Origin of the sequence: Streptomyces sp. Mut1 (assembly GCF_030719295.1) — a bacterium.
Taxonomy (GTDB): domain Bacteria; phylum Actinomycetota; class Actinomycetes; order Streptomycetales; family Streptomycetaceae; genus Streptomyces; species Streptomyces castrisilvae.
This window is the reverse complement of sequence record NZ_CP120997.1, coordinates 4,158,831-4,182,859: the sequence shown is the minus strand read 5'-3', so window position 1 is coordinate 4,182,859 and position 24,029 is coordinate 4,158,831. Positions and strand designations below refer to the sequence as shown.

General features: G+C 71.5%; 20 protein-coding genes. 11 read left to right on the top strand and 9 right to left on the bottom strand.

The features are described from left to right. Window positions 1–3 precede the first annotated feature (3 nt). Together P8A18_RS17955 and P8A18_RS17950 are read right to left on the bottom strand one after the other, a co-directional pair. Entirely contained in the window at window positions 4–2,412 is a 2,409-nt protein-coding gene (locus P8A18_RS17955) for a lyase family protein (RefSeq protein WP_306055856.1), read from the bottom strand. A 108-nt stretch (window positions 2,413–2,520) separates the two neighbouring features. Further along, window positions 2,521–3,522 carry a nuclear transport factor 2 family protein gene (locus P8A18_RS17950; protein ID WP_306055855.1) on the bottom strand — a complete coding sequence of 334 codons (1,002 nt, stop codon included), beginning with the start codon at window positions 3,520–3,522 and terminating at the stop codon, window positions 2,521–2,523. Between the two features lie 265 nt (window positions 3,523–3,787). Here P8A18_RS17950 and P8A18_RS17945 point away from each other — a divergent pair, with 265 nt between their 5' ends. The 6 genes from P8A18_RS17945 (at window position 3,788) to P8A18_RS17920 (ending at window position 9,564) form a co-directional block, all read left to right on the top strand. Beyond that, entirely contained in the window at window positions 3,788–5,071 is a 1,284-nt protein-coding gene (locus tag P8A18_RS17945) for an ABC transporter substrate-binding protein (RefSeq protein WP_306055854.1), read from the top strand. A gap of 66 nt (window positions 5,072–5,137) precedes the next feature. Then, window positions 5,138–6,004: a carbohydrate ABC transporter permease gene (locus P8A18_RS17940; protein ID WP_306055852.1), complete on the top strand. Its 867-nt coding sequence runs from the start codon at window positions 5,138–5,140 to the stop codon at window positions 6,002–6,004. After that, entirely contained in the window at window positions 6,001–6,915 is a 915-nt protein-coding gene (locus P8A18_RS17935) for a carbohydrate ABC transporter permease (protein WP_306055851.1), read from the top strand. Before P8A18_RS17940 ends, P8A18_RS17935 begins: the two co-directional genes overlap by 4 nt. After that, entirely contained in the window at window positions 6,912–7,739 is an 828-nt protein-coding gene (locus P8A18_RS17930; RefSeq protein WP_306055850.1) for an HpcH/HpaI aldolase family protein, read from the top strand. Before P8A18_RS17935 ends, P8A18_RS17930 begins: the two co-directional genes overlap by 4 nt. 77 nt (window positions 7,740–7,816) lie before the next feature. Further along, a complete protein-coding gene (locus tag P8A18_RS17925) occupies window positions 7,817–8,815 on the top strand; it encodes a LacI family DNA-binding transcriptional regulator (RefSeq protein ID WP_306055849.1) in 999 nt (332 codons plus the stop codon). Next, window positions 8,812–9,564, top strand: coding sequence for an alpha/beta fold hydrolase (locus tag P8A18_RS17920; protein ID WP_306055848.1), 753 nt, complete (start codon window positions 8,812–8,814; stop codon window positions 9,562–9,564). The genes P8A18_RS17925 and P8A18_RS17920 overlap by 4 nt, the downstream gene beginning before the upstream one ends. A gap of 63 nt (window positions 9,565–9,627) precedes the next feature. Here P8A18_RS17920 and P8A18_RS17915 read toward each other — a convergent pair whose 3' ends face one another. Beyond that, the gene (locus tag P8A18_RS17915; protein ID WP_306055847.1) at window positions 9,628–10,761 is read right to left on the bottom strand and encodes a cupin domain-containing protein; all 1,134 of its coding nucleotides are present in this window, start codon (window positions 10,759–10,761) and stop codon (window positions 9,628–9,630) included. A 223-nt stretch (window positions 10,762–10,984) separates the two neighbouring features. Between P8A18_RS17915 and otnK the strand changes: the two genes are divergently transcribed. The 4 genes from otnK (at window position 10,985) to tatA (ending at window position 14,063) form a co-directional block, all read left to right on the top strand. After that, window positions 10,985–12,265: a 3-oxo-tetronate kinase gene (gene otnK / locus P8A18_RS17910; protein ID WP_306055846.1), complete on the top strand. Its 1,281-nt coding sequence runs from the start codon at window positions 10,985–10,987 to the stop codon at window positions 12,263–12,265. Then, window positions 12,262–12,888: a 3-oxo-tetronate 4-phosphate decarboxylase gene (gene otnC / locus P8A18_RS17905; RefSeq protein WP_306055845.1), complete on the top strand. Its 627-nt coding sequence runs from the start codon at window positions 12,262–12,264 to the stop codon at window positions 12,886–12,888. Before otnK ends, otnC begins: the two co-directional genes overlap by 4 nt. A gap of 518 nt (window positions 12,889–13,406) precedes the next feature. Continuing rightward, entirely contained in the window at window positions 13,407–13,616 is a 210-nt protein-coding gene (locus tag P8A18_RS17900; protein WP_306055844.1) for a TrbJ/VirB5 family protein, read from the top strand. Window positions 13,617–13,784: 168 nt separating this feature from the next. Then, complete coding sequence (gene tatA / locus P8A18_RS17895; protein ID WP_306055843.1) at window positions 13,785–14,063, top strand: Sec-independent protein translocase subunit TatA; 279 nt, start codon at window positions 13,785–13,787, stop codon at window positions 14,061–14,063. 30 nt (window positions 14,064–14,093) lie between these two features. Here tatA and P8A18_RS17890 read toward each other — a convergent pair whose 3' ends face one another. The 6 genes from P8A18_RS17890 to P8A18_RS17865 all read right to left on the bottom strand — a co-directional run bounded on the left by P8A18_RS17890 (window position 14,094) and on the right by P8A18_RS17865 (window position 19,743). Next, window positions 14,094–14,411, bottom strand: a complete 318-nt coding sequence (locus tag P8A18_RS17890) for a hypothetical protein (RefSeq protein WP_306055841.1) — start codon at window positions 14,409–14,411, stop codon at window positions 14,094–14,096. Window positions 14,412–14,593: 182 nt separating this feature from the next. Beyond that, window positions 14,594–17,161, bottom strand: coding sequence for a magnesium-translocating P-type ATPase (mgtA, locus tag P8A18_RS17885; RefSeq protein WP_371933685.1), 2,568 nt, complete (start codon window positions 17,159–17,161; stop codon window positions 14,594–14,596). After that, on the bottom strand, window positions 17,154–17,543 hold the full coding sequence (locus tag P8A18_RS17880) for an ArsR/SmtB family transcription factor (RefSeq protein WP_306055839.1): 390 nt from the start codon (window positions 17,541–17,543) through the stop codon (window positions 17,154–17,156). The genes mgtA and P8A18_RS17880 overlap by 8 nt, the downstream gene beginning before the upstream one ends. 77 nt (window positions 17,544–17,620) lie before the next feature. Beyond that, window positions 17,621–18,493, bottom strand: coding sequence for a cytochrome c biogenesis CcdA family protein (locus P8A18_RS17875; protein WP_306055838.1), 873 nt, complete (start codon window positions 18,491–18,493; stop codon window positions 17,621–17,623). Beyond that, the gene (locus P8A18_RS17870) at window positions 18,490–19,326 is read right to left on the bottom strand and encodes a DsbA family protein (protein ID WP_306055837.1); all 837 of its coding nucleotides are present in this window, start codon (window positions 19,324–19,326) and stop codon (window positions 18,490–18,492) included. The genes P8A18_RS17875 and P8A18_RS17870 overlap by 4 nt, the downstream gene beginning before the upstream one ends. A gap of 57 nt (window positions 19,327–19,383) precedes the next feature. Continuing rightward, a complete protein-coding gene (locus tag P8A18_RS17865) occupies window positions 19,384–19,743 on the bottom strand; it encodes a hypothetical protein (RefSeq protein ID WP_306055835.1) in 360 nt (119 codons plus the stop codon). 262 nt (window positions 19,744–20,005) lie between these two features. On the opposite strand from P8A18_RS17865, the gene hrpA reads away from it, so the two are divergent. Then, the gene (hrpA, locus tag P8A18_RS17860; RefSeq protein WP_306055834.1) at window positions 20,006–23,950 is read left to right on the top strand and encodes an ATP-dependent RNA helicase HrpA; all 3,945 of its coding nucleotides are present in this window, start codon (window positions 20,006–20,008) and stop codon (window positions 23,948–23,950) included. The last annotated feature ends 79 nt before the right edge of the window (window positions 23,951–24,029 follow it).

The window sequence follows — 24,029 nt, the reverse complement described above, 5'->3', positions numbered from 1 at the left end:
CCGTCACCCCTCGGTCGCGCCGCATCCCGCCCGCTCGTATCCGTGGGCCGCGGCTGCCTCCACCGCGCTGAGGAGCGAGCCGCGCAGATTGCGTTCGAGGGCGGCCTCGTGCCAGACAAGTCCGTCGACGCACTTCTCCGCGAACGAGTCCGCCGCGTCCCGCAGATCGCGCAGCGCCGTCACCAGGGCGTCCAGGATGACCGGCTCCATGATGTTGAGCTCGAGTTCCCCCGCCGCCACACCGAGATCCACCGTGGCCGCAGCGCCCCGGATCCGGTAGCTCAGCTGCATGACCAGCTCCGGGATGACCGGATTCACCTTGCCCGGCATGATCGACGACCCGGCCTGGCGTACCGGCAGACCGACCTCGCCCAGGCCTCCGGCCGGACCGGAGGAGAGCAGCCGCAGGTCGGCCGCGATCTTGGCCAGCAGGGTGGCGGCCCGGGCGCAGGCGGCGGCCAGCGCGGAGTACGGGTCCAGATGGGCCATCGAGTCGAAGAAATCTTCGGAGGCTGTGACGCTCATCCCGCAGAAGCGGGCGAGATGGCGTACGGCGGCGTCGGTGAATCCGTCCGGTGCACCCGCTCCGGAGCCGACGGCCGTCGCGCCCAGCGGCACCGCGGCCAGGGCGTCGGCGGTCCGCCGCAGCCCCTCCGCGCTGCGGCGGACCGCGACCGCCTGGGCCCGGTGGGTCTGGCCGACCGTCAGCGGCACCGCGTCCTGGAGACAGGTGCGGCCCAGGCGCTCCAGCCGGTCGTAGGTCTCGGCCTTGGACCGAAGGCTTTGGTCCAGCCGGTCCAGGGCGCGCAGCGTCGGCTCGGCCAGTTCGCGCAGGGCCAGCGCCATCGCCGTCGGATAGGTGTCGTTGGTGGACTGGGAGCGGTTGACGTGGTCGTTGGGGTGCACGGTCAGTTCACTACCGCGCTCCCGCAGCAGCTGGGTGGCACGGGCCGCCAGCACCTCGTTGAGGTTCATGTTGGTCGAGGTGCCGCCGCCGCCCTGGACGAGCGCGGTCGGCAGGTCCTCGTCGTGGCGGCCGTCCGCCACCTCCCGTGCGGCCTCGACGATCGCCGTGCCGCGCTCCGCGTCGAGCACCCCCAGATCCATGTTCGCGCGGGCGGCGGCCGCCTTGGTCCAGCCGTAGGCGCGTACCAGCTCCGGAACATCCCGGAGCCGGCGCCCGGAGCCGGGGAAGTTGGCCAGCGCCAGCTCGGTCTGCGCGCCGTAGAGGCGCGGGCGGGCCGGGTCGGCGGCGGGGGTGCGAGTGGGGCCGGTCATGGCAGTCTCTCTCCGGATCGCTTCTGGGCGGGTACGAGGTTGTGCGGGGCCGGTGCGGGGCACGGCCGTGCGGTGGGTGGGTTCGTCGAAGGCGCGGAAGGCCTCCGCGATCCGCTGGCGCCCGGCTCCGGCCGCGAGCAGCAGCCGGAGCAGCACACGCGTCTTCAGCCCGTCCAGCAGGCCGGCGGACCGCAGCCCCATGGCGATCAGGTCACGTTCGGATCCCGAACCGCCGTAGGTGGTCTGGAACGTGGGACCGTCACCGGTACGGCTGGCGTAGACGACGGGCATCCGCCGCGTTGCCCGGGCAAGCCCCTCGCACCACGCCGGCGGGACGGAGCCACCGCCCGCGGCCTCGATCACCGCCCCGGCGAAGCCCCGCCCGAGCGGCCCGGCCGCGGTGCCCGGGGGTGAGCCTGCCGCGACCGCTCCGTCCAGTGCGTCCAGCAGCGCGCCGTCGTCGCCCAGCGCGGCCCGTAGCAGCGCGACCCGCGGGAACCGGGCGTCCTCCGGCAGGCTCAGCCGCGGGCGGTCCATGGGCCGAGCCGTGATGCGCACCCGGCCCTCGGTGACGGTACCGAGCGGGCCCGAGTGTGCCGACCGGAAGGCCGCCGGACTGCTGCTGTGGGTCTTGCGTACCTGCCAGGCCGCGTGCACTTCGTCATTGAGGACCACCAGGCAGCCCGTGTGGCGGGCAGCCGGGTGTGCGGCGACCAGCAAGGCGGCGCGCAGGTTGGCCGGGCCGTCCGCGCCGGGTTTCTCCGGAGCACGCATCGCGGCGGTCACGACCAGCGGCTCGGCGCGCCGCCACAGCAGGTCGGCCGCGAAGGCAGCCTCCTCAAGCATGTCCGTGCCCATGGTGAGCACCGCCCCGGCCGCCCCCGCGTCGACCAGACGCTCCACCGCACGCAGCGCGCCGACGATGTCCGGCAGGTCGAGCGCGGCGGACGGTACGGCGGCGAGGGGGAGTTCGCACACCCGCACGCCCTCCGGCACCGTGCCGGGGGCGACGAGCAGCAGTCCCGCGTCGCGGTCGGGCACCGCCGCGCCGTCGGGCGCGGCGGTGCACTGGACGGTGCCGCCCAGGCTGCACAGGATGATCTCCGGTGGCCGGGCGGCCTGGGCTCCGGTCAATGCCAGGGCTCCTCTCGGATGGGCGGGCTACGGCACGGGCACGGCTCCCGCGCCCGGAGGGCGGGACACCGGCCCGTGGACGCGGGACGCGGGCTGCGGGGCCGCGGATCAGCCGGCGACGGGCTCGTCGCCGCGCGCCTTGGCGACCTGAGCCATGACGGCGACCTCGTCGAAGACCCGCCACTCGCGGATGATCTTGCCCTTGCGCAGCAGGAACTGGGACGAGCCCAGAATCTCGATCGGTGAGTGGGTGACCGGGCCGTACAGCGGCGCTCCGTCGTAGGTGCCGTTCAGCCGCCAGAGCACACCGATCCGGGTGCCCTGCTCGTCCGCGGTGTTCACCGCGATGTCCCGGACCTCGATCGTGGCGTCGGGGAACGGCGCCAGCATCTGGTTGAGGTCGATCTGGTAGTTCTTCGCGCGGGTGTGCACCCGGGCACGGGTGGTCTCCAGGAACAGGTCCCGCTGGGTGAACTCCGGGACCCGCTCCAGGTGGCGCTTCCCCCAGACCTCGTCCAGGAACTCGCGGATGAAGGACGCCTCCGCCTCGTGGGTCTCCGGTCGCGGCCCGGACTCGCCCAGCCGCACCACGTCAGCGGGGGCGGTGGTGCCGAACAGGCCCTCCGGCTCGTCCGTGAAGGCCAGGGTGCGGGCCACCTCCTCGGGGTCGTAACCGAGCGTGGTCACCACCCGGTACTCGTCCCGTACCACCCACTCCTCGACGACCAGGCCGTCCTTCACCAGGCAGATCGCGATGTTGCGCGACTCGGAGTTCCTGACCGAGGGAGGGCCGTAGGACCAGATGCCCTGCTGTGGCCCGGAGTGGAAGACCCGGTGGTGGCTGATGAAGGCGTTCTCGCCGCGAGACTCGCAGATGACGTCCTCGGCCGTGCCGATTCGGTTCGGGAAGGCGCCCTTCTTCACCAGAGAGCCCCGCAACACCGTCTCCATGCCCCGGATCGGCCCGTAGGCGCCGTGCACGACCATGTCCGGCGCATAGTGCTCGTGCAGCCGGCCCAGCCCGTACTCCTCCCAGATCTGGTCCGTCCAGCGAAGGATGTACTCCTCGGGACTTTCGAAGGGTGCATAGGCGGTGGGGGTGATCTCCATACGCGCTCACGCCTTTCTGTCGCGTTTCATTCGCGGTTGCTGTCGTTACCGCCAGCCTCTTGACTTCGGCGACGACCGACGTCTTGTATACGTATACACGAGTGGCTGGAAGTTACGCCAGCCCTCTCGGGCCAGTCACTTCCGGGCCCGTCAGACGGCCGCCCGTACAGTTGTCAGGAGTCTCGCTGTGGCTGAATTTCCCCACCCCCGCACTCGTTCGCGCGCCTCCAGGAGTCGTCGCTGGACAGCGTCTGCCGCCACCGTCGTGGCGCTGTCCCTCGCGGCGACGGCCTGCGGGGCGGGCGCCAAGGTAGGCGAGTCGAAGGCGTCCGTGCCCTGCGACATCGACCGCCCGAAACAGCAGGTCACCGTCAACATCCTGGCGTACAACAGCAGCGCCACGGACCCCTTCACCAACGCGGTGACGGGGAACTGCAGGGCCGACACACTCAAGATCAACCATCCCGCCACCGATCTGACCGGGCAGAAGCAGCGCGCGGTGCAGTCCATGTCGGGGAAGAGCGCCAGTTACGACCTGGTCGAGCAGTTCGGCACCGTCTTCCCGCTCTACGCCGACCGCGGCTGGACCGTGCCGCTGGACGACCTCATAGCCGCGAACTCCGACCGGTACGACCTGCGGGACATCGACCCCAAGCTGATGGCCACCCACCAGTACAAGGGAAAGCAGTACGGCCTGCCCACGTACTGGAGCGTCAACCACCTCGTGTACCGCAAGGACATCTTCGACAAACTGGGCCTCAAGCCGCCCACGACCTTCGCCGAACTGCGCGCGACGGGCAAGAAGATCGAAGAGTCCGGTCTGGTCAAGTACCCGCTGGCTGTGCCGATGGCTCCGGAGAATGACATCCAGGGACTTTTCGGGCAGGCGATCCGGTCGCTCGGTGGCGAGTACTTCGAGAAGGACAAGCCGGTCCCGACGCTGAACACTCCCGCCGGTGTGAAGGCCGTCAACGAGATCCGCAGCCTGATGCCGCTGATGTCGCCGCAGGCGCTGAGCTTCTCCTCACCCGAGGTCACCACGCAGCTCCAGACCGGGCAGGCCGCCATGGGCATGCTGGTCACGGGCCGTCTCGAACCGCTCACCGACACGTCGAAGTCACCGCACGCCGCGGACTTCGGCTTCGCCACACCGCCGTCGATCGAGAAGGGCGGCAAACCGTTGTCGTTCCTGTCCACCGACGGATTCGCGGTCACGAAGAACTCCAAGGCCGACCCCGAGCTGCTGTTCCAGCTGGCGGCGGTGGCGACCAGCAGGCAGACCGCCGAGTCCGCGCTGCCCCAGGCGCTGCCTTCCCGGTTGGACCTGCTCAAGAACACCGACATCCCGTACGCGGCGAACGCACTGGAGACGCTGCGGAAGGTCGACCCGCAGCCTCTGACCCCGGTGCCGTACATGGCGGACGTCTACAGCGTGATCGGCGCGCCGGTCGGCGACGCCATCTCCGGCAAGAAGCCGGTCAAGGCCGCGCTGGACGAGGCCCAGAGCGCGGCGGTCGAGGCCATCGACGCGGCGGGCTACGCGAAGTAGACCCCCGTCCGCCTCGCCGGCCGCTCCGTCGGCCGGCGAGGCGGCGACCGAGAGAGGAGCCCTCCCTTGCGCCCCCGCACCTTCTTCGCCCTGTCGGCACCCGCCATCCTGCTGATGGCGGCACTGCTGATCGCCCCGCTGACCGCCACGTTGGTCTGGAGTTTCCAGAATGTCCCGGTCGGCAAGCCCGGCACCTTCAACGGGCTGCACAACTACACGCAATTGCTCACCAACCCACGCTTCGGGCGAGCTGCCGCCTTCACCGTCGTCTTCGCCCTCGTGGTGACGACGCTGAAGCTGGTGTTCGGCTATCTGCTCGCGATGCTGCTCAACAAGGTGCGCCGCGGCCGCGCCGTCTTCCTCGGGCTGCTGCTCTCCACCTACGTCGTGCCCACCGTCGTCGGCGCCCTGGACTTCTCCTGGCTCTTCAACGACGTCTTCGGCGGCCCTGCCAACCGGCTGCTGGAGGTGTTCGGCATCCACATCGACTGGCTGGTCAGCGAGTGGCCGGCCCGGACGCTCGTGGCCATGCACATGCTCTGGCACGAGATCCCGTTCGCCGTGCTCATCCTCTTCGCCGGGCTCCAGTCGCTGCCCAAGGAGCCCCTGGAGGCTGCCGAACTGGACGGCGCCAGTTGGTGGCAGAAGCAGCGCTATGTCGTCATTCCCGGGCTCAGCAGGATGATCTCGTTCGTCTGCATGATCGGCATCATGGACGCGCTGAAGATCTTCGACTCCATCCGCATCATCACGCCGGCCGCCTCCCAGCTGGGCACCGAGTCGCTGATGACGTACGTCTACCAGATCGCGCTCAACGACAGCTACCGGCTGGGGATCGGCAGCGCGGTGAACGTGCTGACCATCCTCGTCACCATCGTCCTGCTCTTCCCGTTCCTGCGCTCCTCGTGGCGCGAAGCAAGGGGGATCTCATGACCGTCACCGACACCCCCGCCACACCCGCGGACAGCGGGCCCGAACCGCCCACGGCGGCACCGCCCCGGCCGCGCCGCCGGTCCGGCCACGACGACCCACGCGGCACCAAGATCGGCTTCGCCGCCATGTGTCTCGTCTCGCTGGCGATGATGACCCCCTTCCTGTGGGCCGGACTCACCGCGCTCAAGCCCTTCGTGGACGCCTTTCGCAATCCGCCGGTGTGGACCTTCACACCGCAGCTCGACACCTTCAGGGAACTGTGGCAGTCCACCGTCTTCGCCGAGACGCTGCTCAACACCACGCTGGTGGCGGCATGTTCGGTGGTGGTGAGCCTGCTGGTCGGGGCGCCCGCGGCCTACGCGTTCGCCCGCTACCGCGGCCGCATCGGCCCCGCCCTGCTGGTACTGGCCCTGGTCTTCCGCGCGCTGCCCCGTTTCGCGGTCGTGCTGCCCTTCTACGAGGCGTCCCGCGCCATCGGCGTCTACGACACCAACCTGGCCCTGGTCGTCGCCTTCACCGCGGTGAACATGCCGTTCACCGTGCTGCTGCTCACCGGCTTCTTCCGCGAGCTGCCCGAGGAACTGGACGAGGCGGCCATGGTGGACGGCTGCACCCCGTTGCAGACCTTCCGCCGGGTGATCCTGCCGCTCACCGGACCGGGCCTGGTCACGGCCGGACTGTTCGCCTTCCTGCTGGCCTTCCAGGAGTACCTGGTCGCGCTGACGCTCACGCAGAACGACGCGGTGACCATCCCGGTGTTCGTCGCGGCACAGTCCGGTGCGGACGACATCATGGCCTTCCAGGTGCTGGCGGCGTGCAGCCTCGCCCTGGCCGTGCCGATCATCCTGATCACCATCTTCGCCCGCCGCTACTTCGTGGCGGGTCTGACCGGAGGAGCCCTCAAGGGATGACGCCGAACCCGCCGACAACGACACCCGCCCCCTCCATCCGGGCGAACCGCGTACAGGAACTGATCCACGCCGGCCGGACGGTGGTCAACGCCTGGGTCTCCAGCGGCAGTCCGTACGCCGCCGAAGCACTCTCGCACTGTGCCTACGACGCGGTCACCATCGACCTCCAGCACGGCATGTTCGGCATCGACACCGCGATCGCCCTGCTCCAGGGCGTGAGCGCCGGGCCCGCGGTCCCGATGGTCCGCTGCACCCAGCTGGATCCCGCGGAGATCGGCAAACTGCTCGACGCGGGCGCGTACGGCATCATCTGCCCGAGCATCGACACCCCGCAGCAGTGCGCCGAGCTCGTCGCCGCCTGCCGCTACCCGCCGCTGGGCAGGCGCAGTTACGGTCCCGCCCGCGGGCTGCTCTACGGCGGGCCGGACTACCCGGCCGCCGCCGACCGCACCGTACAGGTCTGGGCGATGGTGGAGTCCGCCACGGCTCTGGAGAACCTGGACGCCATCCTGGCGGTGCCCGGCCTGGACGGGGTCTACGTCGGCCCCAACGACCTGGCCCTGTCCCTGGGGGTCCGGCCCGCGACCGTGCCCATGGCGCCGGTGGTCGAGCAGGCGCTCGCCCGGGTCGCGACCGGCGCCCACGCCGCCGGCGTCGCGGCCGGTGTGTACTGCGGCGACGCCGCGACCGCGCGGCGGATGGCGGACATCGGCTACGACCTCGTCACCCCGGGCAACGACATCGTGCTGCTGCGCGAGGCGGCCGGACGGCGGATCTCGGAGTTCCACGGTTCGGCCTCGCCGGACGGCGGTGGAGGATACTGATGCCGCCCGCGCCCAAACACCGCGCCAGAGCGCAGCGGTCCGACCTAAGAGGAACCATTCCAGTCACCAGCCACGACGTGGCCAGAGAGGCCGGTGTCTCCCAAGCCACCGTCTCGCGTGCGCTGCGTTCCAACTCCAGTATCTCCGCGAGGACCAGGGAAAAGGTCATCGAGGCCGCCCGCAAGCTGGGCTACATCCCCAATGAACTGGGCCGCAGCCTGTCCACCCGGGCCACCGGCCGCATCGCGCTGGTGGCCGACCTGGACAACCCGCTGTGGCCGATGCTCGTCGGTCAGATACACGACGAACTCGCGTCCCGGGGCTTCTCGTTGACGCTCCTGGCCGAACGCGGCGATCCGGTGGGCATGGAGACCAAGCTGCTCAGCGGCTGGGCGGACGGGGTCATCATCACCTCGGCCCACCTGCACGCCCGGCTGCCCAAGGAGCTCGCCCAGCGGAAGGTGCCGGTGGTCCTGGTCAACCGCGCGCTGGAGGACCTCTCCGCCGACGCCGCCGTCGCCGACAACCTCGCGGGCGGACGCGCCTCCGCCCAGCTGCTGCTGGACTCCGGCCACACCCGGCTGGGCGCGCTGTTCGGGCCCACGGACACCAGCACCGGCCAGATGCGTGAGCAGGGCTTCCGGGACGTACTCGCGGAGGCGGGCGTGAGCCTGCCCAAGTCACGCGTGCGCTACGGCCCCTTCGCGTTCACGCACGGCCGTGAGTCGCTGCCCGCCCTGCTCAAGGGCCGCTACCCGCCCACCGCGATCTTCTGCGCGAACGACATCATCGCCATCGGCGCGATGAACTCCGCGCACGAGATGGGGGTACGGGTTCCGGAGGACATCGCGCTGGTCGGCTTCGACGACCTGGACCAGGCGTCCTGGCCCCTGTTCAACCTGACCACTGTCCGGGTCCCGTTCGAGGCGATGCTGCGAAGCGCCGTGTCCATGCTGGTGGAACGGCTGTCCGGCTACGAAGGTCCGGGCCGCGTCCAAGTGCACCCGATCATGACCGTCCGGCGGGGGACGCACCAGGCAGCCGCACGGCCCGGAGAGGACGGCGGCGCGGCATGAGCGGTACGGATGTACCCCGTCCGTCTGCCGTACCGGTGGTGCTGCTGCCCGGCATGCTCTGCTCCGGGCTGCTGTGGCGCGCCCAGACCGAGCGTCTGGAGCGGCTCACCGAGGTACGGACCGTCACGCTGACGGGGGACAGCATCGAGGCCATGGCCGATGACGTGCTCAGCCTTCCCTGCCCGCGCTTCGCGCTGGCCGGCCTCTCGCTCGGCGGCATCGTGGCGATGGCGGTGGCCCGGCGGGCACCGGAGCGGATCACCCGGCTGGCGCTGCTGTCCACCAGCGCGCGTCCGCCCCGCCCCGAACAGCGCGCGGGCTGGGACGCGATGGCGCAGCGTACGAAGGCGGGCGAGTTCGACCGGATCACCCCCGAATCGCTGCTCCCCCACCTGCTGCACCCGGCGCACGCGGGCGACCCGGTGCTGAGGGGGACCGTGCTGGAGATGGCGGACCGGACCGGACCCGATGTCTTCCTCCGGCAGCTGGCCGCCCAGCACTCCCGTACCGACCTGCGGCCCGGACTGCGGGAGGTGCGCTGCCCGACTCTGGTGGTCGCGGGCGAGGACGACCCGCTGGCACCCCTGGCGGCGCACCGGGAGATCGCCGACGCGGTGGCCGGTGCCCGATTGGAGACGCTGCCGGCCACCGGTCACCTCACCCCGCTGGAGCGTCCGGCCGAGGTGACCGAACTGCTGGTGCGCTGGCTGACCGACGAGGCCATGGGCATTCGCGACGCGGGCTGTTGAACGCCGCGGACCCGGCCGGGGCCCGTCACCGGTTCACGCGGTGACGGGCCCCGCGGGCGTCCGTTACGGCTGCGCGTTCCCGACCAGCGCGGCGGGGGCGAGGTAGCCGTTCGTGTCGTACGCCGTACCCCGGGCCGACGCCGCACGGCGAATCTCCGGATCCCATTCCGCGCGCACCCGGCCGTCGCCCTCGGTCATGACGACGAGGAGGCCGGTGCTCTCGCCGATGCTCTCCAGCTTCCGCCACGCGCCCCTGGGTACGGAGAAGGTGTCGAACGGGCCCAGCTCGGAGGTCACCGGGTCCTCCTGGTTCAGCGTGACGCGCCAGCGGCCGTCCTTGACCATGAAGACCTGCGAGGCGTCGTGGCGGTGCGCGCCGACCCCCGCACCCGGCTCGGCGCGCAGCCAGGCGAGGCTGAAACCGTGCGGATTGTGCACCCGCGGGCTCTGGTCACGGTCCTCGGTGATGCCGTAGCCGACCACCAGGGCGAGTTCGGCGCCGCCGCCGGGCAGTTCCGAGTCCAGGAACGGCGTCGCCGACCATTCCAGGTCCTCCGGGGTGGCCAGCCGCTGCCGCATCTGCTCGGGGGAGACCGGACGCAGCTTGCGCACCTCCTCGTCGGGCATCGGCTCGGTGAGCTCGACGCCCGCCGGGCGTTCCCCCGGTACGCCCCGGATCAGGCGGTTGTCTGCCGAGAGGTAGTTGCCGTGCTCCGCCGCCGCCCGCAGGACGGAGGGCGCCCAGATGATGCCGCCGGTCTCGTCCATGCCGAGCGAGGAGAACATCCAGCCGTCGTCCGCGCCGACGTTGGTGAAGCCGCGGAACATCCAGGTGGGCATGGAGATGACGTCACCCGGCCGGATCACGTGCTCGCCCTCGTCGCCGCCGACGCCCCAACGGAACAGCCACTCGCCGCTGAAGCAGCTGAAGACCTCGGCTGTGTAGTGCAGATGGAGTGAGTTGGTGATGCCGTGGGGCATGGCCGCGACACCCAGGTTGAATCCGTGTGCATCGGTCACCGGCACCACCTGCTCAGCGTTCTCGGAGACCCCCGGGCCGATGAGCGCGTAGTTCTCCTTGCCCACGCATTCTGGCAGGCAGGTATCGATGAACGCCGATTTGTCCGCCTTCAGTTCGGCTCGGCGTATGGTGCGGCGCTCGATCTCCTCGGGAGTGACATGAACGTCGTTCGGCATGATGGATCTCCCCTTCCCTGAATCGTATACGTATGCATAACCTAGCTGCCGTTGCCGCACACAAGCAAGGCTGGAGCTTGCGAAAGATGTGCCCTTGACATGGGTACTTCTCTGGATCTCTAATCGCATACGCATGCAGAACGGTGCTTCCAAGGCCGCTGTCAGGCCCGGACACCCATCCAAAACGAATCCGTATGCATAAATGGTGGGAAGGAACGCCACGTTGCCTGTCCTGGGCTGTATCGCCGACGACATCACCGGTGCCACCGACCTCGCCGGCGCCCTGGTGCGCCGGGGCATCGCCACCACTCAGATCTTCGGGGTGCCCGAGGGGCCACCCGACACCGACGCCGACGCCGTGGTCATCGCCCTGAAGACCCGGACGGCCACCAGCGCGGAGGCCCGCGAGCAGTCGCTCCGCAGTTGCCGGTGGCTGCGGAGCCATGGTGTTCAGGGGCTGTACCTCAAGTACTGCAGCACCTTCGACTCCACCTCCGAGGGCAATATCGGCCCGGTGACCGACGCGCTCCTGGCCGAGCTGGCGTCCTCGCTGACCGTGCACTGCCCCGCGTACCCCGCCAACGCGCGGACCGTCTATCTCGGGCACCTGTTCGTCGGGCGGTCACTGCTCTCCGAGTCGGGGATGGCGAACCATCCACTGACGCCCATGCGTGATCCGGACCTGCTCCGGGTGCTGGGCTCACAGACGCCCGCGGCGGTCGGCGCGCTTCCGCTGGACGTCACGACGCACGGGCCCGGGCCGACCGCCGCGCACCTGGCGGACCTGGGACGTGCCGGGACGGCTCATGTCATCGCGGACGCCGTCCGGGACGAGGACATCGAGCACCTGGCCGCGGCCGTGGCCGCCTGCGAACTGCCGCTGGCGGCGGGCGGTGCGCCGTTCGGTGCCGCCTGGGGCGCCGCGCTGATCCGTGCCACGGGTGCCGGCGGCGCCGCCCCTCCGGTACCGCCGGACGGGCCCTCGGCGGTACTGGTGGGCAGCGCCTCGCAGGCGACGCTCCGGCAGGTCGAGTCGTTCGCCCGCCGGTGGCCCCTGCTGCGGCTGCCCGCCGAGGACGTCGCCGCCGGACCCGGCAGTGTGGACGCCGCCCTGGAATGGGCCGCCGCACATCTCGGTGACGGCCCGGTGATGGTGGCGGCCGATACCCGCCCCGAAGCGGTCGCCGCCGCACAGCGGACGCTCGGCCGGGAGCGCGCGGCCTCGGCCGTGGAGGAGGCGATGGGGCGGCTGGCGGTCGGGCTGACCGAGCGCGGCGTACGGCGGCTGGTGGTCGCGGGCGGCGAGACCTCGGGCGCGGTGGCACGCGCGCTGGGTGTCACCCGGGTCCGGATCGGGCCGGAGATCTGCACCGGCGTCCCCTGGACGGTGTCCGAACGGCCGGGCCTCGCGCTGGCGTTCAAGTCGGGGAACTTCGGCGGTGACGACTTCTTCCTGGAGGCGTTCGCCCGCCTGGACGGCGCAGCTCGGGGCGAGCCGCGATGAGCTCGGACACCGAAGCGCCGGCCCGCGCCGCGATCGTCACCCTGGGGCGCGCGCTGTACGACCGCGGGATCACGCACGGGCGCACCGGCAACCTCAGCGTCAGACTCGGTGACCGCCTGCTGCTGACACCGACCAACGCGTGCCTCGGACGGCTCGACCCCGACCGCCTCTCGCTGGTCACGCTGGAGGGCGAGTTGCTCGGCGGCGACCCGCCGACGAAGGAGCTCCCGCTGCACCGCGCCTGCTACCGGCGGCACACGGAGGTCACGGCCGTCGCGCACGTGCACTCCACACATGCGGTCGCTGTGTCGTGTCTGAGCGGTCTCGACCCCGCCGGTCCGCTGCCGCCGCTGACCGCGTACTACGTGATGCGGGTCGGCCGGATGCCGATGATCGGATACTTCCCGCCCGGCGATCCCGGGCTCGCCGACGCGCTGGAAGCCACCGACGCGCGCTGCGCGCTGCTCGCCAACCACGGCTCGATCGCGGCTGCGGCGTCGCTGGAGGCGGCGGTCGACGCGGTGGAGGAGATCGAGGAGACTGCCCGGCTGACGCTGCTGCTGTCCGGCCGGGAGACCAGTGCGCTGACGCCGCGGCAGATGGACCTGCTGCGCCACCGCTGACCACGAACGGTGAGCCGGGCCACGCGGCCATGACACCCGGCGAAACGCCATGCCGCACAGGCCCCGCCGGCCCTGATGGACGAACCGCCACGGCTCTCGCACGTCGCGTGGCCGGGTGGCTCGGCCGGTACGGGCGATTGCGGAAGGGCGACAGGCCGCCGGTTCGGTCCCGGCCCCTCCCCTGCCCTCACGACGCGAAGGGCGCTTCGGACACCTCGTCCGGAGCGCCCTTCGCGTCGTGGTGGACCTGGAGTGGACCGTCCGGCGACCGCGTCGGCGGGTCATGAGGACGGCCATCGGCCCTGGCCCCGGCGGGACCCGCCCCTCATGGATCGCGCGGCCCGCCGTCGGCCGTGGGCGCGATTCGACGCGCACCGGAAGATCTGCACTTCAATAATCCAGAATATTGCGCAATGATTGAAGTGTTGGTGGTGTCACTAGTCAGAGAGGCCGGCCGAATGACGCATGTGGCGAACACCCGGGAATGGCACCGGAAGGACCCACGAGGTGGCGAGCGGGTGCCCGACCAGGGCCAGGTGTCCCCCGCGTACCGCCGCGCGATGGTCCGGGGGGACGGCCCCTGGCCGCAGCCGGCGACCGTACTCGGGTGGTGGGCCCGGCCGGACGGGGTCACGATGTGCCGGCTCCGGATGTCCGGATCGGCTCGTGCCCAGTGGGTCGTGTTCGACCCGGAGCGGATCGAACTGCTGGTGTCGGGCGGCACGTAGTCCCGGCGCCGCCGGCCCACGCGGCGCGGGGCCGGTGGCGCGGCGGGGAACCGCTCGCCCGACCACGGCTTGTACAGTTGCGCAATACGGCAATCTTGGCGGGTGTCGCGACGCGTCCCGGGCGCCTGCCTCCGCCGAGCACCGAGACAACGAGAAGGGGTGGGCGCAATGCTCCGCAACGGACTGGAACCCTGGCATCTGCTGGTCGTCGCCATCGTGATCATCATGCTGTTCGGGTCGAAGAAGCTCCCGGACATGGCGCGTTCGCTCGGCAAGTCCGCCCGCATCCTCAAGAGCGAGGCCAAGGCCATGAAGGGCGACGAAGGCGCCCCTTCGGCCGCACCCGCTCCCGATGACGCGCCGGCCGAGGCCCGGCCCGTCATCCGGACCTCTCCCGGCGACAGCGCCACCGCCCGCCCGGCCTCGGAGCAGAAGGCAGCGGGCTGACCCGTGGCGTGAGCCCCTGCCGGGCTCACGTCATGTCACGTCGGCGTCGCGCGGAGGCCGTCGCCGCGCGGCGTCGGCCTCCGCCTTCTCCAGGCTCACGGCGGGACGCCCCCGCTCCGGAGCGGAACCGGGGCCGGCCTCGTCGCCCGCCGCCACGTACGCCCGCGCCGGAGTCATCGGGACACCGTTGATCTCGACGGTCTTGTACGGGCTGACCTCGGCGCAGGTCCCGGACGTGTCCGCCGTAAGGGCATGGGCTCCCGCGGCCGGCGACGCGGTGCCGGCGGGTTCGGGCGACGCGCCGCTCCCCGGGTAACCGGTGCCGCTGGTCCAGTCGCCGCCGATCACCGGGGTCGGGCCGGTGCCGCCGCGCTCAAGGTGTGAGAAGGGCAGGCCGAGGGCGTCGGCCCCGGTCTGTGCCTCCGATCGCCGGCCGTCGGTCAGCGAGACGCTGTGGAGGTTGCCGTTGAGGTGCCGGCAGAACCACCGGCCACGCCGAAGTCGCCGTCCGCACCCGGGCCGGAGACCGCTCAGCGGCGGGTGTGCCGGGTGAGGACCTTGAGCGCACCCGCGTACAGCGCGAGGATCGCCGCGAGGGCGCCGTAGTACGGAAGCGGAAGAGCCGTCAGGCCGAACGGGTCCCCCACCGGCGTGAGCGGCGCCAGGACGCCGATCAGCGCGAGGAGCGCCGCGGCCGCGCGCAGCGGACGGGGCGCCGGGCTGAGACCGGTACGCAGCAGCAGCATGACAAGGGCCTGGGTGAGCAGGTTCTCCGTGAACCAGCCGGAGTGGAAGGCGCCCTGGTCGCTCGCCGCTCCCGCGGTGAGGGCGAGCGCCCCGAACGTGGCGAGGTCCGCGAGGGCGCCGAGCACCCCGAATCCGGTGACGAAGCGCAGCAGGGCCCGCGGGTCGAGGGCGGCGGGGCGGCCCAGCACGTCGGGGGACGGGCGGTCGTGGGCGAAGGCCAGCTGGGCGGTGTCGAAGCACAGGTTCTGGAGAAGGACCTGTGCGGGCAGCATCGGCAGGAACGGCAGCAGGAGGCCCGCCACGAGCATCGCGATCACGTTGCCGAGGTTGGAGGAGAGCGTGATGCGCAGGTACGTGGAGATGTTGCCGCTGCTGTGGCGCCCGGCGGTGACCGCGTGGCCGATCGCGGTGAGGTCCTTGTCGGCGAGGACCACGTCGGCTGCCTCGCGGGCCACGTCGACGCCGCCCGCCGGGCAGATGCCGACGTCGGCGGCGCGCAGGGCGGGCAGGTCGTTCACGCCGTCGCCGAGATACCCGGTGGTGTGTCCGCCCGAGCGCAGTGCGAGCGCGATCCTGGCCTTGTGCTCGGGGGTGCAGCGGGCGAAGACGGTGGTGGACTCGGCGAGTGCGGCCAGCTGGGCGTCGGTGAGCGAGTCCGTGCGCTCTGCGCCGACCACGTCGCCCGGGGGCAGCCCGAGGTCCTGGCAGACCCGGGCGACCGTGGCCGGGTGGTCGCCGGTGAGGACCTTGACGGCGACTCCGTGCTCCACGAGGCGGGCGAGCGCCGGCCCCGCGCTGGGCACGAGGGTGTCGGTGAACGTCACGAACCCTCGAAAGTCCAGGCCGCGTTCGTCGGCCGGGGTGTAGTCGCGCGTACGGGCGGGCCGCTCGCCGGTCGCGACCGCCAGCAGCCGCACCCCCGCGCGGGCCCGCCGGTCGGCCTCGGTGAGCAGGGCGGCGCGCTCGTCGTCCGCCAGCACACAGCGTTCCAGGACGGTCTGGGCCTCGCCCTTGACCACGAGGGTGTGGCTGCCGAGTGCGCCGGGGGTGCGGACGACCGCGGTCGACAGGCGCCGGCCGGCGTCGAAGGACAGGGCCGCCACCGGGTCGTGCGCCATCGCCTCATCGAGGTCGGCCGCGGCGAGAAGGGCCTCGTCGAGCGCGTCGGGGGTGGGGAGTTCGGCGAGCTGGAGCGTCCACCAGGCATTGAGCGCCGCCCAGCGGAGCACGTCGGGCGTCGGCCGGCCGGTGGCGTCCACCGCGTCGGCCACCCGGGGCCGGTCCTCGGTCAGCGTGCCCGTCTTGTCCAGGCACAGAACGTCGACGGCACCGAGGTCGTGCAGGGCGGGCAGCCGTCGCACGATCACGTCGTGGGCGCGGGCGAGCAGCGCCGCTCCGCGGGCGAGGCAGGTGGTGACGATGACCGGGAGCATCTCCGGGGTCAGCCCGACCGCGACCGCCACAGCGAACGGCAGCGTTTCCAGCCCCCGGCCGCGCAGGGCCGCGTTCGCCATCAGTACCAGCGGCGGGGTGATCAGCATGAAGCGGATCAGCGCCCAGGACACTCCCTTGACCGAGCGGTCGAACGCCGTGGACGGGCGCGGGCCGCTCCAGGCGTGCGCGGCGGCGAACCGGGTGTGCGGGCCGGTGGCGATCACCACCGCGGTGCCGCTGCCGGAGGCGACGCTGCTGCCGTGGAAGCACAAGTGCCGCTCCGAGAAGTCCCCCTCACCGACGGGCTCGGGTATTTCGGCGGCCTCTTTGACCACCGGCGCCGACTCACCGGTCATGGCCGACTGGTCCAGGGTCAGCCCGTACGAGCGCAGTAGCCGGACGTCTGCGGGCACCAGGTCCCCGGGGCCGAGGCGGACGACGTCGCCCGGCACGAGATCGTCCACCGGAACCTCGCGCACCCGGGGCGCGCCGCCGTCGGCGGGGCGCCGCTGCACACTCGCGGTCGACGTGACCAGGCGGCGAAGCCGCGCCATGCTCCGGTCGGCCCGGTCCTCGCCGAGCGCGCGCAGGACGCAGCTGACCACGACCAGGACGAGGATCACCGCGGCCGTGGCCCAGGAGGCGACGGCCGCCGAGACCAGGCCGAGCACCAGCAGCACCACGGTGAACGGATCGCGCAGGCTGTGCCCCAGCCGGAACGCCCAGGAAGCGGCACGGTGGGCGGGCAGTGTGTTCGGCCCGTGTGCCGTGAGCCGGAGCGCCGCCTCCTCGTCGGTCAGACCACGGGGTGTGGCGTCCAGGGCCCGCATCACTTGCAGCGGGGTGAGGTCGCCGCCGAGCAGCCCGAGCGGAGCCTTCGTGGCTCCGGCCGCGCGCGGAGCGACGTGCTCAGGCACCGGCCCGGCGCAGACCGCGCCCGAGTCGGACCGGCCCTGTCGCCTGCGCGGCGTGCTCGGAGAGCTGTCCGACCATCACCTGGACCACGGTCATCACGTACGCGTGCTCGGCGGCGTCGACGAAGTACACCTGGCGGCGGCCCTCCCGACGGGCCCGGACGAGACCGGCGAGCTTCAGCTTCGACAGGTGCTGGCTCACCGCGGGCAGGCTGCCGCCCACGATCTCGGCAAGGTGGGTCACATCGCTCTCGCCCTGTGCCAGGACCCACATGATGTGCAGCCGGGCAGGCGCCGCGAGCAGTCCGAACGCCTCGGCCGCCCGCTCCAGCACCTCCTGCGAAGGTTCCCGCAGCTGGTCGAACCCGTCGGTGCGTGCCGTCACTGTCCACTCCCGTCGCGCAACGGCGACCGATCGGCCACCAGCTGTCCGCAGCTGATTCTAGTTTCCCGGCCGCGGCGCTAGGCCCTGTCGGGGAAGTCCCGGCCGGACCGCGGATCGTCCTGGTCCGCCGAGCGGCGCCGGCGCACGGCCCGTACCGCGAGCACCAGCAGCACCACCGCCGCCACCGCGACGAGCAGCACCGCGTCCGGCACATGCCGGCCGACGCCCTGGGCCCACTGCTCGACGGCGAACGACTGGTCCACGTCCAGCAGTCCCGGGAGCGCGGTCGTCCCGTCGTACGCCAGGAACAGCGCGCCGAGCGCGATGAAGAAGAGGCCGGAGAGCAGGGTCGTGGTGTGCAGCTCGAAGCGCCCGAGCCGCAGGACCCGGCCCCGCAGCCAGGCGCGCCGGCCCAGCTCGAACCGCTCCCAGAGCAGGGCGAGCACGAAGAGGGGCACCGCCATGCCCAGGGCGTAGACGGCGAGCAGCAGTCCCCCGTACGCCGGGCTGCCGCTGACCGCCGCCACCGTCAGCACGCTGCCCAGGATCGGGCCCGCGCAGAACCCGGCGAGGCCGTACACCGCGCCGAGCGCGTAGACCGACAGGGCGGTCGTGGGGCGGATGCGGCCGCTGAGGGCGGCGATCCGGCGCGAGGCGAAGCCCAGGCCGATGATCTGGGCCACGCCGAGCGCGATGATCAGCCAGCCCGCGCCGAGGACGAGGGCGTCGCGGTGCCGGTAGAACAGCCGCCCGGCGTACGAACCCGCGGCCCCCAGCGGGACCAGGGTGGTGGCCAGGCCCGCGTAGAAGATGGCGGTGCGGGCGAGGAGCCGGGACGCGGAGTCGATGGAGTACGCGAAGAACGCGGGGAGCAGCAGGGCGCTGCACGGGCTGAGCAGGGCGAGCAGCCCGCCGAGGAACGCGGCGAAGTAGCCGACATCGGCCGTCACTTGGCGGAGCCCTTCGTTCCGGAAGACCCGGCCGCGGCCGCCGCGCGCTCGATGGCCTCGGTGAAGGTCTCGATGGGCTGGGCACCGGCGATCGGACGGCCGTTGATCAGGAAGGACGGGGTGGAGGTCGCGCCGATCGAGTACCCCTGCTCCTGGTCCTCGCCGACCGCGGCGGCCGCCGCCGGGCCGTCGGTGTCGCGGGCGAAGCGGTCGAGGTCGGTCACTCCCGCCTGGCGTGCGAGCGCCTTCAGGCGGTCCTTGCCGAACCCCTTCTCCTTGACGCCCTCCGCGTAGGCGGCGCGGTGGAACTCCCAGAAGCGGCCCTGCTGCCCGGCCGCCCAGGAGGCCCGCGCGACGGCCTCGGACTCGGCGCCGAAGATCGGGAAGTTGCGCCACTCGATGCGCAGGACGCCCTCGTCGACGTACTTCTTCACGAGGGCCGGTTCGGTGTCGCGGGCGAACTTCGCGCAGTAGCCGCACTTGAAGTCGGCGTACTCGATGAGGACGACGGGCGCGTCGGCCCGGCCCAGGGCCAGCTTGTCGCCGGAGTCGCGGCGGGCGAGCTTCGCCAGTTCGGGGTAGACGCCGTCCTGCGGGTCCGCCGTGACGTCGGCGGCCACGGAGGAGCCGGCGCTCCGGGGCTCGGGGGCGGTGGCGCGGTAGGAGACGTATCCGAGCAGGGCGGCCACGGCGATGACTCCGGCGCCGTAGAGGAGCGGCTTGCGGGACGTGGCGCGGGCCTTGCCCCGCGCCTTCCCCGGGGTCTGCTCCCGGGCCTTCTCGCGGGACTTCTCGCGGGACTTCGGGGACGGCTTGGACGTGGGCGTGGGCATGCGGAACTCCGGGATGGCGGTACGGGAGGAGAGTGGACGGGCGGGGGCGGCCGCCGTCTACACCCGTAGGACGGAGAGCTCCACCGGGCCCGGCGCGGCCTCGTCCGGTCCGCGCGGCGTCATCGGCGCGTACGCCTCGGCCGGCTCGGTTCCAGGGGTGGCGGGCAGGCCCCACTCGGCGAGGCCGGGCGCCTGGTCGTGGGCGGCCCGTGCCCGCGCGGGGGTGGACGGCTCGGTGCCGTCGCGCTTGCCGCCCTTGCCGCAGCCCGGAATCCCCTGCCCGCCGTCCACGGCGGACGCGGCGACGGAGGCGGGCGCGGGGGCCTCGGCCGCCGACGCCCGCACGGCCGGTCCGCAGAACAGCCCGAGCACGACCGCGAGCACCGGCACCAGGCAGCACCACTGCGAACGGGACACGGGGACGGGCCTTCCGGCAGGGAATGGTCGACTGCCCGGAATCGTACGTCCTGTCATCGCGCCGCTTCCCACCGCGCCCATGCGGAAACCCGCCCGTACGGGCACCCCCGCCGGGGGCGTACGGGCGTCGCGCCCGGGAACGTACGTGCACCGCCACCGGGGACGTAGGAGCATCGTGACCAGGAACGTACGAGCATCGTGACCAGGACCGCTCGAAATAGGTTCGCCGTTCCTCGGGCCCGGGTGAGATCCTGGGACCCGTATGTCTACTTCCTTCGCCGATCTCCAGTCCCAGCTCGCGCGGCTCTCGCTCCGCGACGCGCACCGGCTCGGCCGCCGCCTCGAAGGCGCCCGCCGCATCCGCAAGCCCGAGGCCCAGCAGGCCGTGCTGGACGAGATCGCCGCCCAGGCCGGCAAGGCCGCCGGGCGGCTCACTCAGCGGGCCGCGCGGATGCCCGGCATCTCGTACCCGGAACAGCTCCCGGTCAGCCAGAAGAAGGACGAGATCCTGGAGGCGATACGCGACCACCAGGTCGTGATCGTCGCGGGTGAGACCGGCTCCGGCAAGACCACCCAGATCCCCAAGATCTGCATGGAGCTGGGCCGTGGCGTCCGCGGCATGATCGGGCACACCCAGCCGCGCAGGATCGCCGCGCGCACGGTGGCCGAGCGGATCGCCGACGAGCTGGACACGCCGCTGGGCGAGACGGTCGGCTGGAAGGTCCGCTTCACCGACCAGGTGAACCAGGACTCGACCTTCGTCAAGCTGATGACGGACGGCATCCTGCTCGCGGAGATCCAGACGGACCGCGAGCTGCTGGCGTACGACACGATCATCATCGACGAGGCCCACGAGCGGTCGCTGAACATCGACTTCCTGCTCGGCTATCTGGCCCGGCTGCTGCCCAAGCGCCCCGATCTGAAGGTCGTCGTCACCTCCGCGACCATCGACCCGGAGCGCTTCTCGCGCCACTTCGGCGACGCGCCGATCGTCGAGGTCAGCGGGCGTACGTATCCGGTGGAGGTCCGCTACCGGCCGCTGCTGGAGGGGGACGCCGAAGACACGGACGACGCCGACCGGGACCAGATCACCGCGATCTGCGACGCCGTGGACGAGCTCCAGTCCGAGGGGCCCGGCGACGTCCTGGTCTTCCTCTCCGGCGAGCGCGAGATCCGCGACACGGCGGACGCGCTCGGCAAACGCAACCTCAGACATACCGAGGTACTCCCCCTCTACGCGCGCCTGTCGCACGCCGAGCAGCACCGGGTGTTCCAGCGCCACACGGGACGCAGGATCGTTCTGGCGACCAACGTCGCCGAGACCTCGCTGACCGTCCCCGGCATCAAGTACGTGATCGACCCGGGCACCGCCCGTATCTCCCGCTACAGCCACCGCACCAAGGTCCAGCGGCTGCCGATCGAACGGATCTCGCAGGCCAGCGCCAACCAGCGCAAGGGCCGCTGCGGCCGTACGTCGGACGGCATCTGCGTCCGGCTGTACTCCGAGGACGACTTCCTGACCCGCCCGGAGTTCACGGACGCGGAGATCCTGCGGACGAACCTGGCCTCCGTCATCCTCCAGATGACCGCGGCCGGCCTCGGCGACATCGAGAAGTTCCCCTTCATCGACCCGCCGGACCACCGCAACATCCGCGACGGCGTGCAGCTGCTCCAGGAGCTGGGCGCGCTGGAGCAGGAGGAGAAGTCCCCCCGGGAGGGGAAGAAGGGGCAGCGGCTCACCCCGCTGGGGCGCAAGCTCTCGCAGCTTCCGGTGGACCCGCGTCTGGCCCGCATGGTCATCGAGGCGGACCGCAACGGCTGTGTCCGCGAGGTCATGGTCATCGCCGCCGCGCTCTCCATCCAGGACCCGCGCGAGCGGCCCTCCGAGAAGCAGACGCAGGCCGATCAGCAGCACGCCCGGTTCAAGGACGAGACGTCCGACTTCCTGGCGTTCCTGAATCTGTGGCGCTACATCCGTGAGCAGCAGAAGGAGCGCGGCTCCTCCAGCTTCCGCCGGATGTGCAAACAGGAGTACCTGAACTTCCTGCGCATCCGCGAATGGCAGGACATCTACGCGCAGCTGCGCACGGTCGCCAAGCAGATGGGGATCGAGATCAATGAGGACGATGCTCCCGAGCAGTCGGTGCACACCTCGCTGCTCGCCGGTCTGCTGTCGCACATCGGGCTGAAGGACACCGAGAAGAACGAGTACCTGGGCGCGCGCAGCGCCAAGTTCGCGATCTTCCCCGGTTCGGCGCTGTTCAAGAAGCAGCCGCGGTTCGTGATGTCGGCCGAGCTGGTCGAGACGTCCCGGCTGTGGGCGCGGGTCAACGCCCGGGTCGAGCCGGAGTGGATCGAGCCGCTGGCCCAGCACCTGCTGAAGCGCACCTACAGCGAGCCGCACTGGGAGAAGGACCAGGCGGCGGTGATGGCGTACGAGCGGGTCACGCTGTACGGCGTACCGATCGTCGCCCAGCGCAAGATCAATTTCGGCCGTATCGACCAGGAGACCTCGCGGGACCTCTTCATCCGCAACGCCCTGGTCGAGGGCGACTGGCGCACGCACCACCAGTTCTTCCACGACAACCGCAAGCTGCTCGGCGAGGTCGAGGAGCTGGAGCACCGGGCCCGGCGCCGCGACATCCTCGTGGACGACGAAACGCTGTTCGACTTCTACGACCAGCGCGTCCCGGAGCACGTCGTCTCCGGTGCGCACTTCGACTCGTGGTGGAAGCACAAGCGCCGGGACGAGCCGGACGCGCTCGACTTCGAGCGCTCGATGCTCATCAACGAGAAGGCCGGGGCCGTCACCAAGGACGACTACCCGGACTCCTGGCGGCAGGGGAAGCTCAAGTTCCGGGTGACCTACCAGTTCGAGCCGGGCGCGGACGCCGACGGGGTGACCGTCCACATTCCGCTCCAGGTGCTCAACCAGGTCACGTCCGAGGGCTTCGACTGGCAGATCCCGGGCCTGCGCGAGGAGGTCGTCACCGAGCTGATCCGCTCGCTGCCGAAGCCGATCCGCCGGCACTACGTGCCCGCGCCGAACTACGCGGACAAGTTCCTCGACCGGGCCGTACCGCTCCAGGAACCGCTGCCGGTGACGCTCGCCCGTGAGCTCCAGCGGATGGTCGGGGTCCCGGTCACGGCGGACGACTTCGACCTGGGCCGGGTCCCGGACCACCTCAAGATCACCTTCCGGATCGTCGACGAGCGGCGCCGCAAGGTCGCCGAGGACAAGGACCTGGAGGCGCTGCGCGTACAGCTGCGTCCGAAGGCCCGCCAGGCGCTGTCCAAGGCCGCCGCGGCGACGGCCGGGCCGACCGGTGAGTCCATCGAGCGCTCCGGCCTCACGGACTGGACGATCGGCACGCTGGACAAGGTCTTCGAAACGCGGAGGGCCGGCCAGCCGGTCAAGGCGTACCCGGCCCTGGTCGACCAGGGCGCGACCGTCGCCGTACGCCTCTTCGACACCGAGGCCGAGCAGCAGCAGGCGATGTGGCGCGGTACCCGGAAGCTGATCCTGCTGAACATCCCGGTCAATCCGGCCAAGTTCGCGTCGGACAAGCTGACGAACCAGCAGAAGCTGGCCCTGTCCCGCAACCCGCACGGCTCCATCCAGGCGCTCTTCGACGACTGCGCGACGGCGGCCGCCGACCGGCTGATCGCGGCGTACGGCGGCCCCGCCTGGGACCAGGCGTCGTTCCGGAAGCTGTACGACAAGGTGCGCGCGGACCTGGTGGACCTGACCGTCCGCACGATCGGCCAGGTGCAGCAGATCCTGGCGGCCTGGCAGGCGTGCGAGCGCCGGCTGAAGACCACCAACAGCCTGGTGCTGATCAACAACGTCACGGACGTACGCGATCACCTGGCGCGCCTGATGCCGCCCGGCTTCGTCACCGCGACCGGGCTGCGCAGGCTGCCCGACCTGATGCGCTACCTGGTCGCCGAGGACCGCAGGCTCCAGCAGATGCCGGCCAACGCCCAGCGCGACACCACGCGCATGGAGAAGGTCCACGAGATGCAGGACGAGTACGCCTGGCTGCTGGAGCAGCTGCCGAAGGGCAGGCCCGTCCCGCAGGAGGTGCTGGACATCCGCTGGATGATCGAGGAGCTGCGGGTGAGCTACTTCGCGCACGCCCTGGGCACCGCGTTCCCCGTCTCGGACAAGCGGATCGTCAAGGCGATCGACGCGGCGGCGCCGTAGGAACGGCGGGTGCGGGTCCGGGTGACGGCCGGGCAACCAGGAGTGAGTTCGACCGCACCCGCCGGCCTCCTGTACAGTC

What these genes read in the sequence shown, in the direction of transcription:
- tatA (WP_306055843.1), top strand. Translation starts at nt 13,785, where the DNA reads ATGCTCCGCAACGGACTGGAACCCTGGCATCTGCTGGTCGTCGCCATC.
- P8A18_RS17950 (WP_306055855.1), bottom strand. Translation starts at nt 3,522, where the DNA reads ATGGAGATCACCCCCACCGCCTATGCACCCTTCGAAAGTCCCGAGGAG.
- P8A18_RS17915 (WP_306055847.1), bottom strand. Translation starts at nt 10,761, where the DNA reads ATGCCGAACGACGTTCATGTCACTCCCGAGGAGATCGAGCGCCGCACC.
- P8A18_RS17920 (WP_306055848.1), top strand. Translation starts at nt 8,812, where the DNA reads ATGAGCGGTACGGATGTACCCCGTCCGTCTGCCGTACCGGTGGTGCTG.
- P8A18_RS17870 (WP_306055837.1), bottom strand. Translation starts at nt 19,326, where the DNA reads ATGCCCACGCCCACGTCCAAGCCGTCCCCGAAGTCCCGCGAGAAGTCC.
- P8A18_RS17935 (WP_306055851.1), top strand. Translation starts at nt 6,001, where the DNA reads ATGACCGTCACCGACACCCCCGCCACACCCGCGGACAGCGGGCCCGAA.
- P8A18_RS17930 (WP_306055850.1), top strand. Translation starts at nt 6,912, where the DNA reads ATGACGCCGAACCCGCCGACAACGACACCCGCCCCCTCCATCCGGGCG.
- otnC (WP_306055845.1), top strand. Translation starts at nt 12,262, where the DNA reads ATGAGCTCGGACACCGAAGCGCCGGCCCGCGCCGCGATCGTCACCCTG.
- hrpA (WP_306055834.1), top strand. Translation starts at nt 20,006, where the DNA reads ATGTCTACTTCCTTCGCCGATCTCCAGTCCCAGCTCGCGCGGCTCTCG.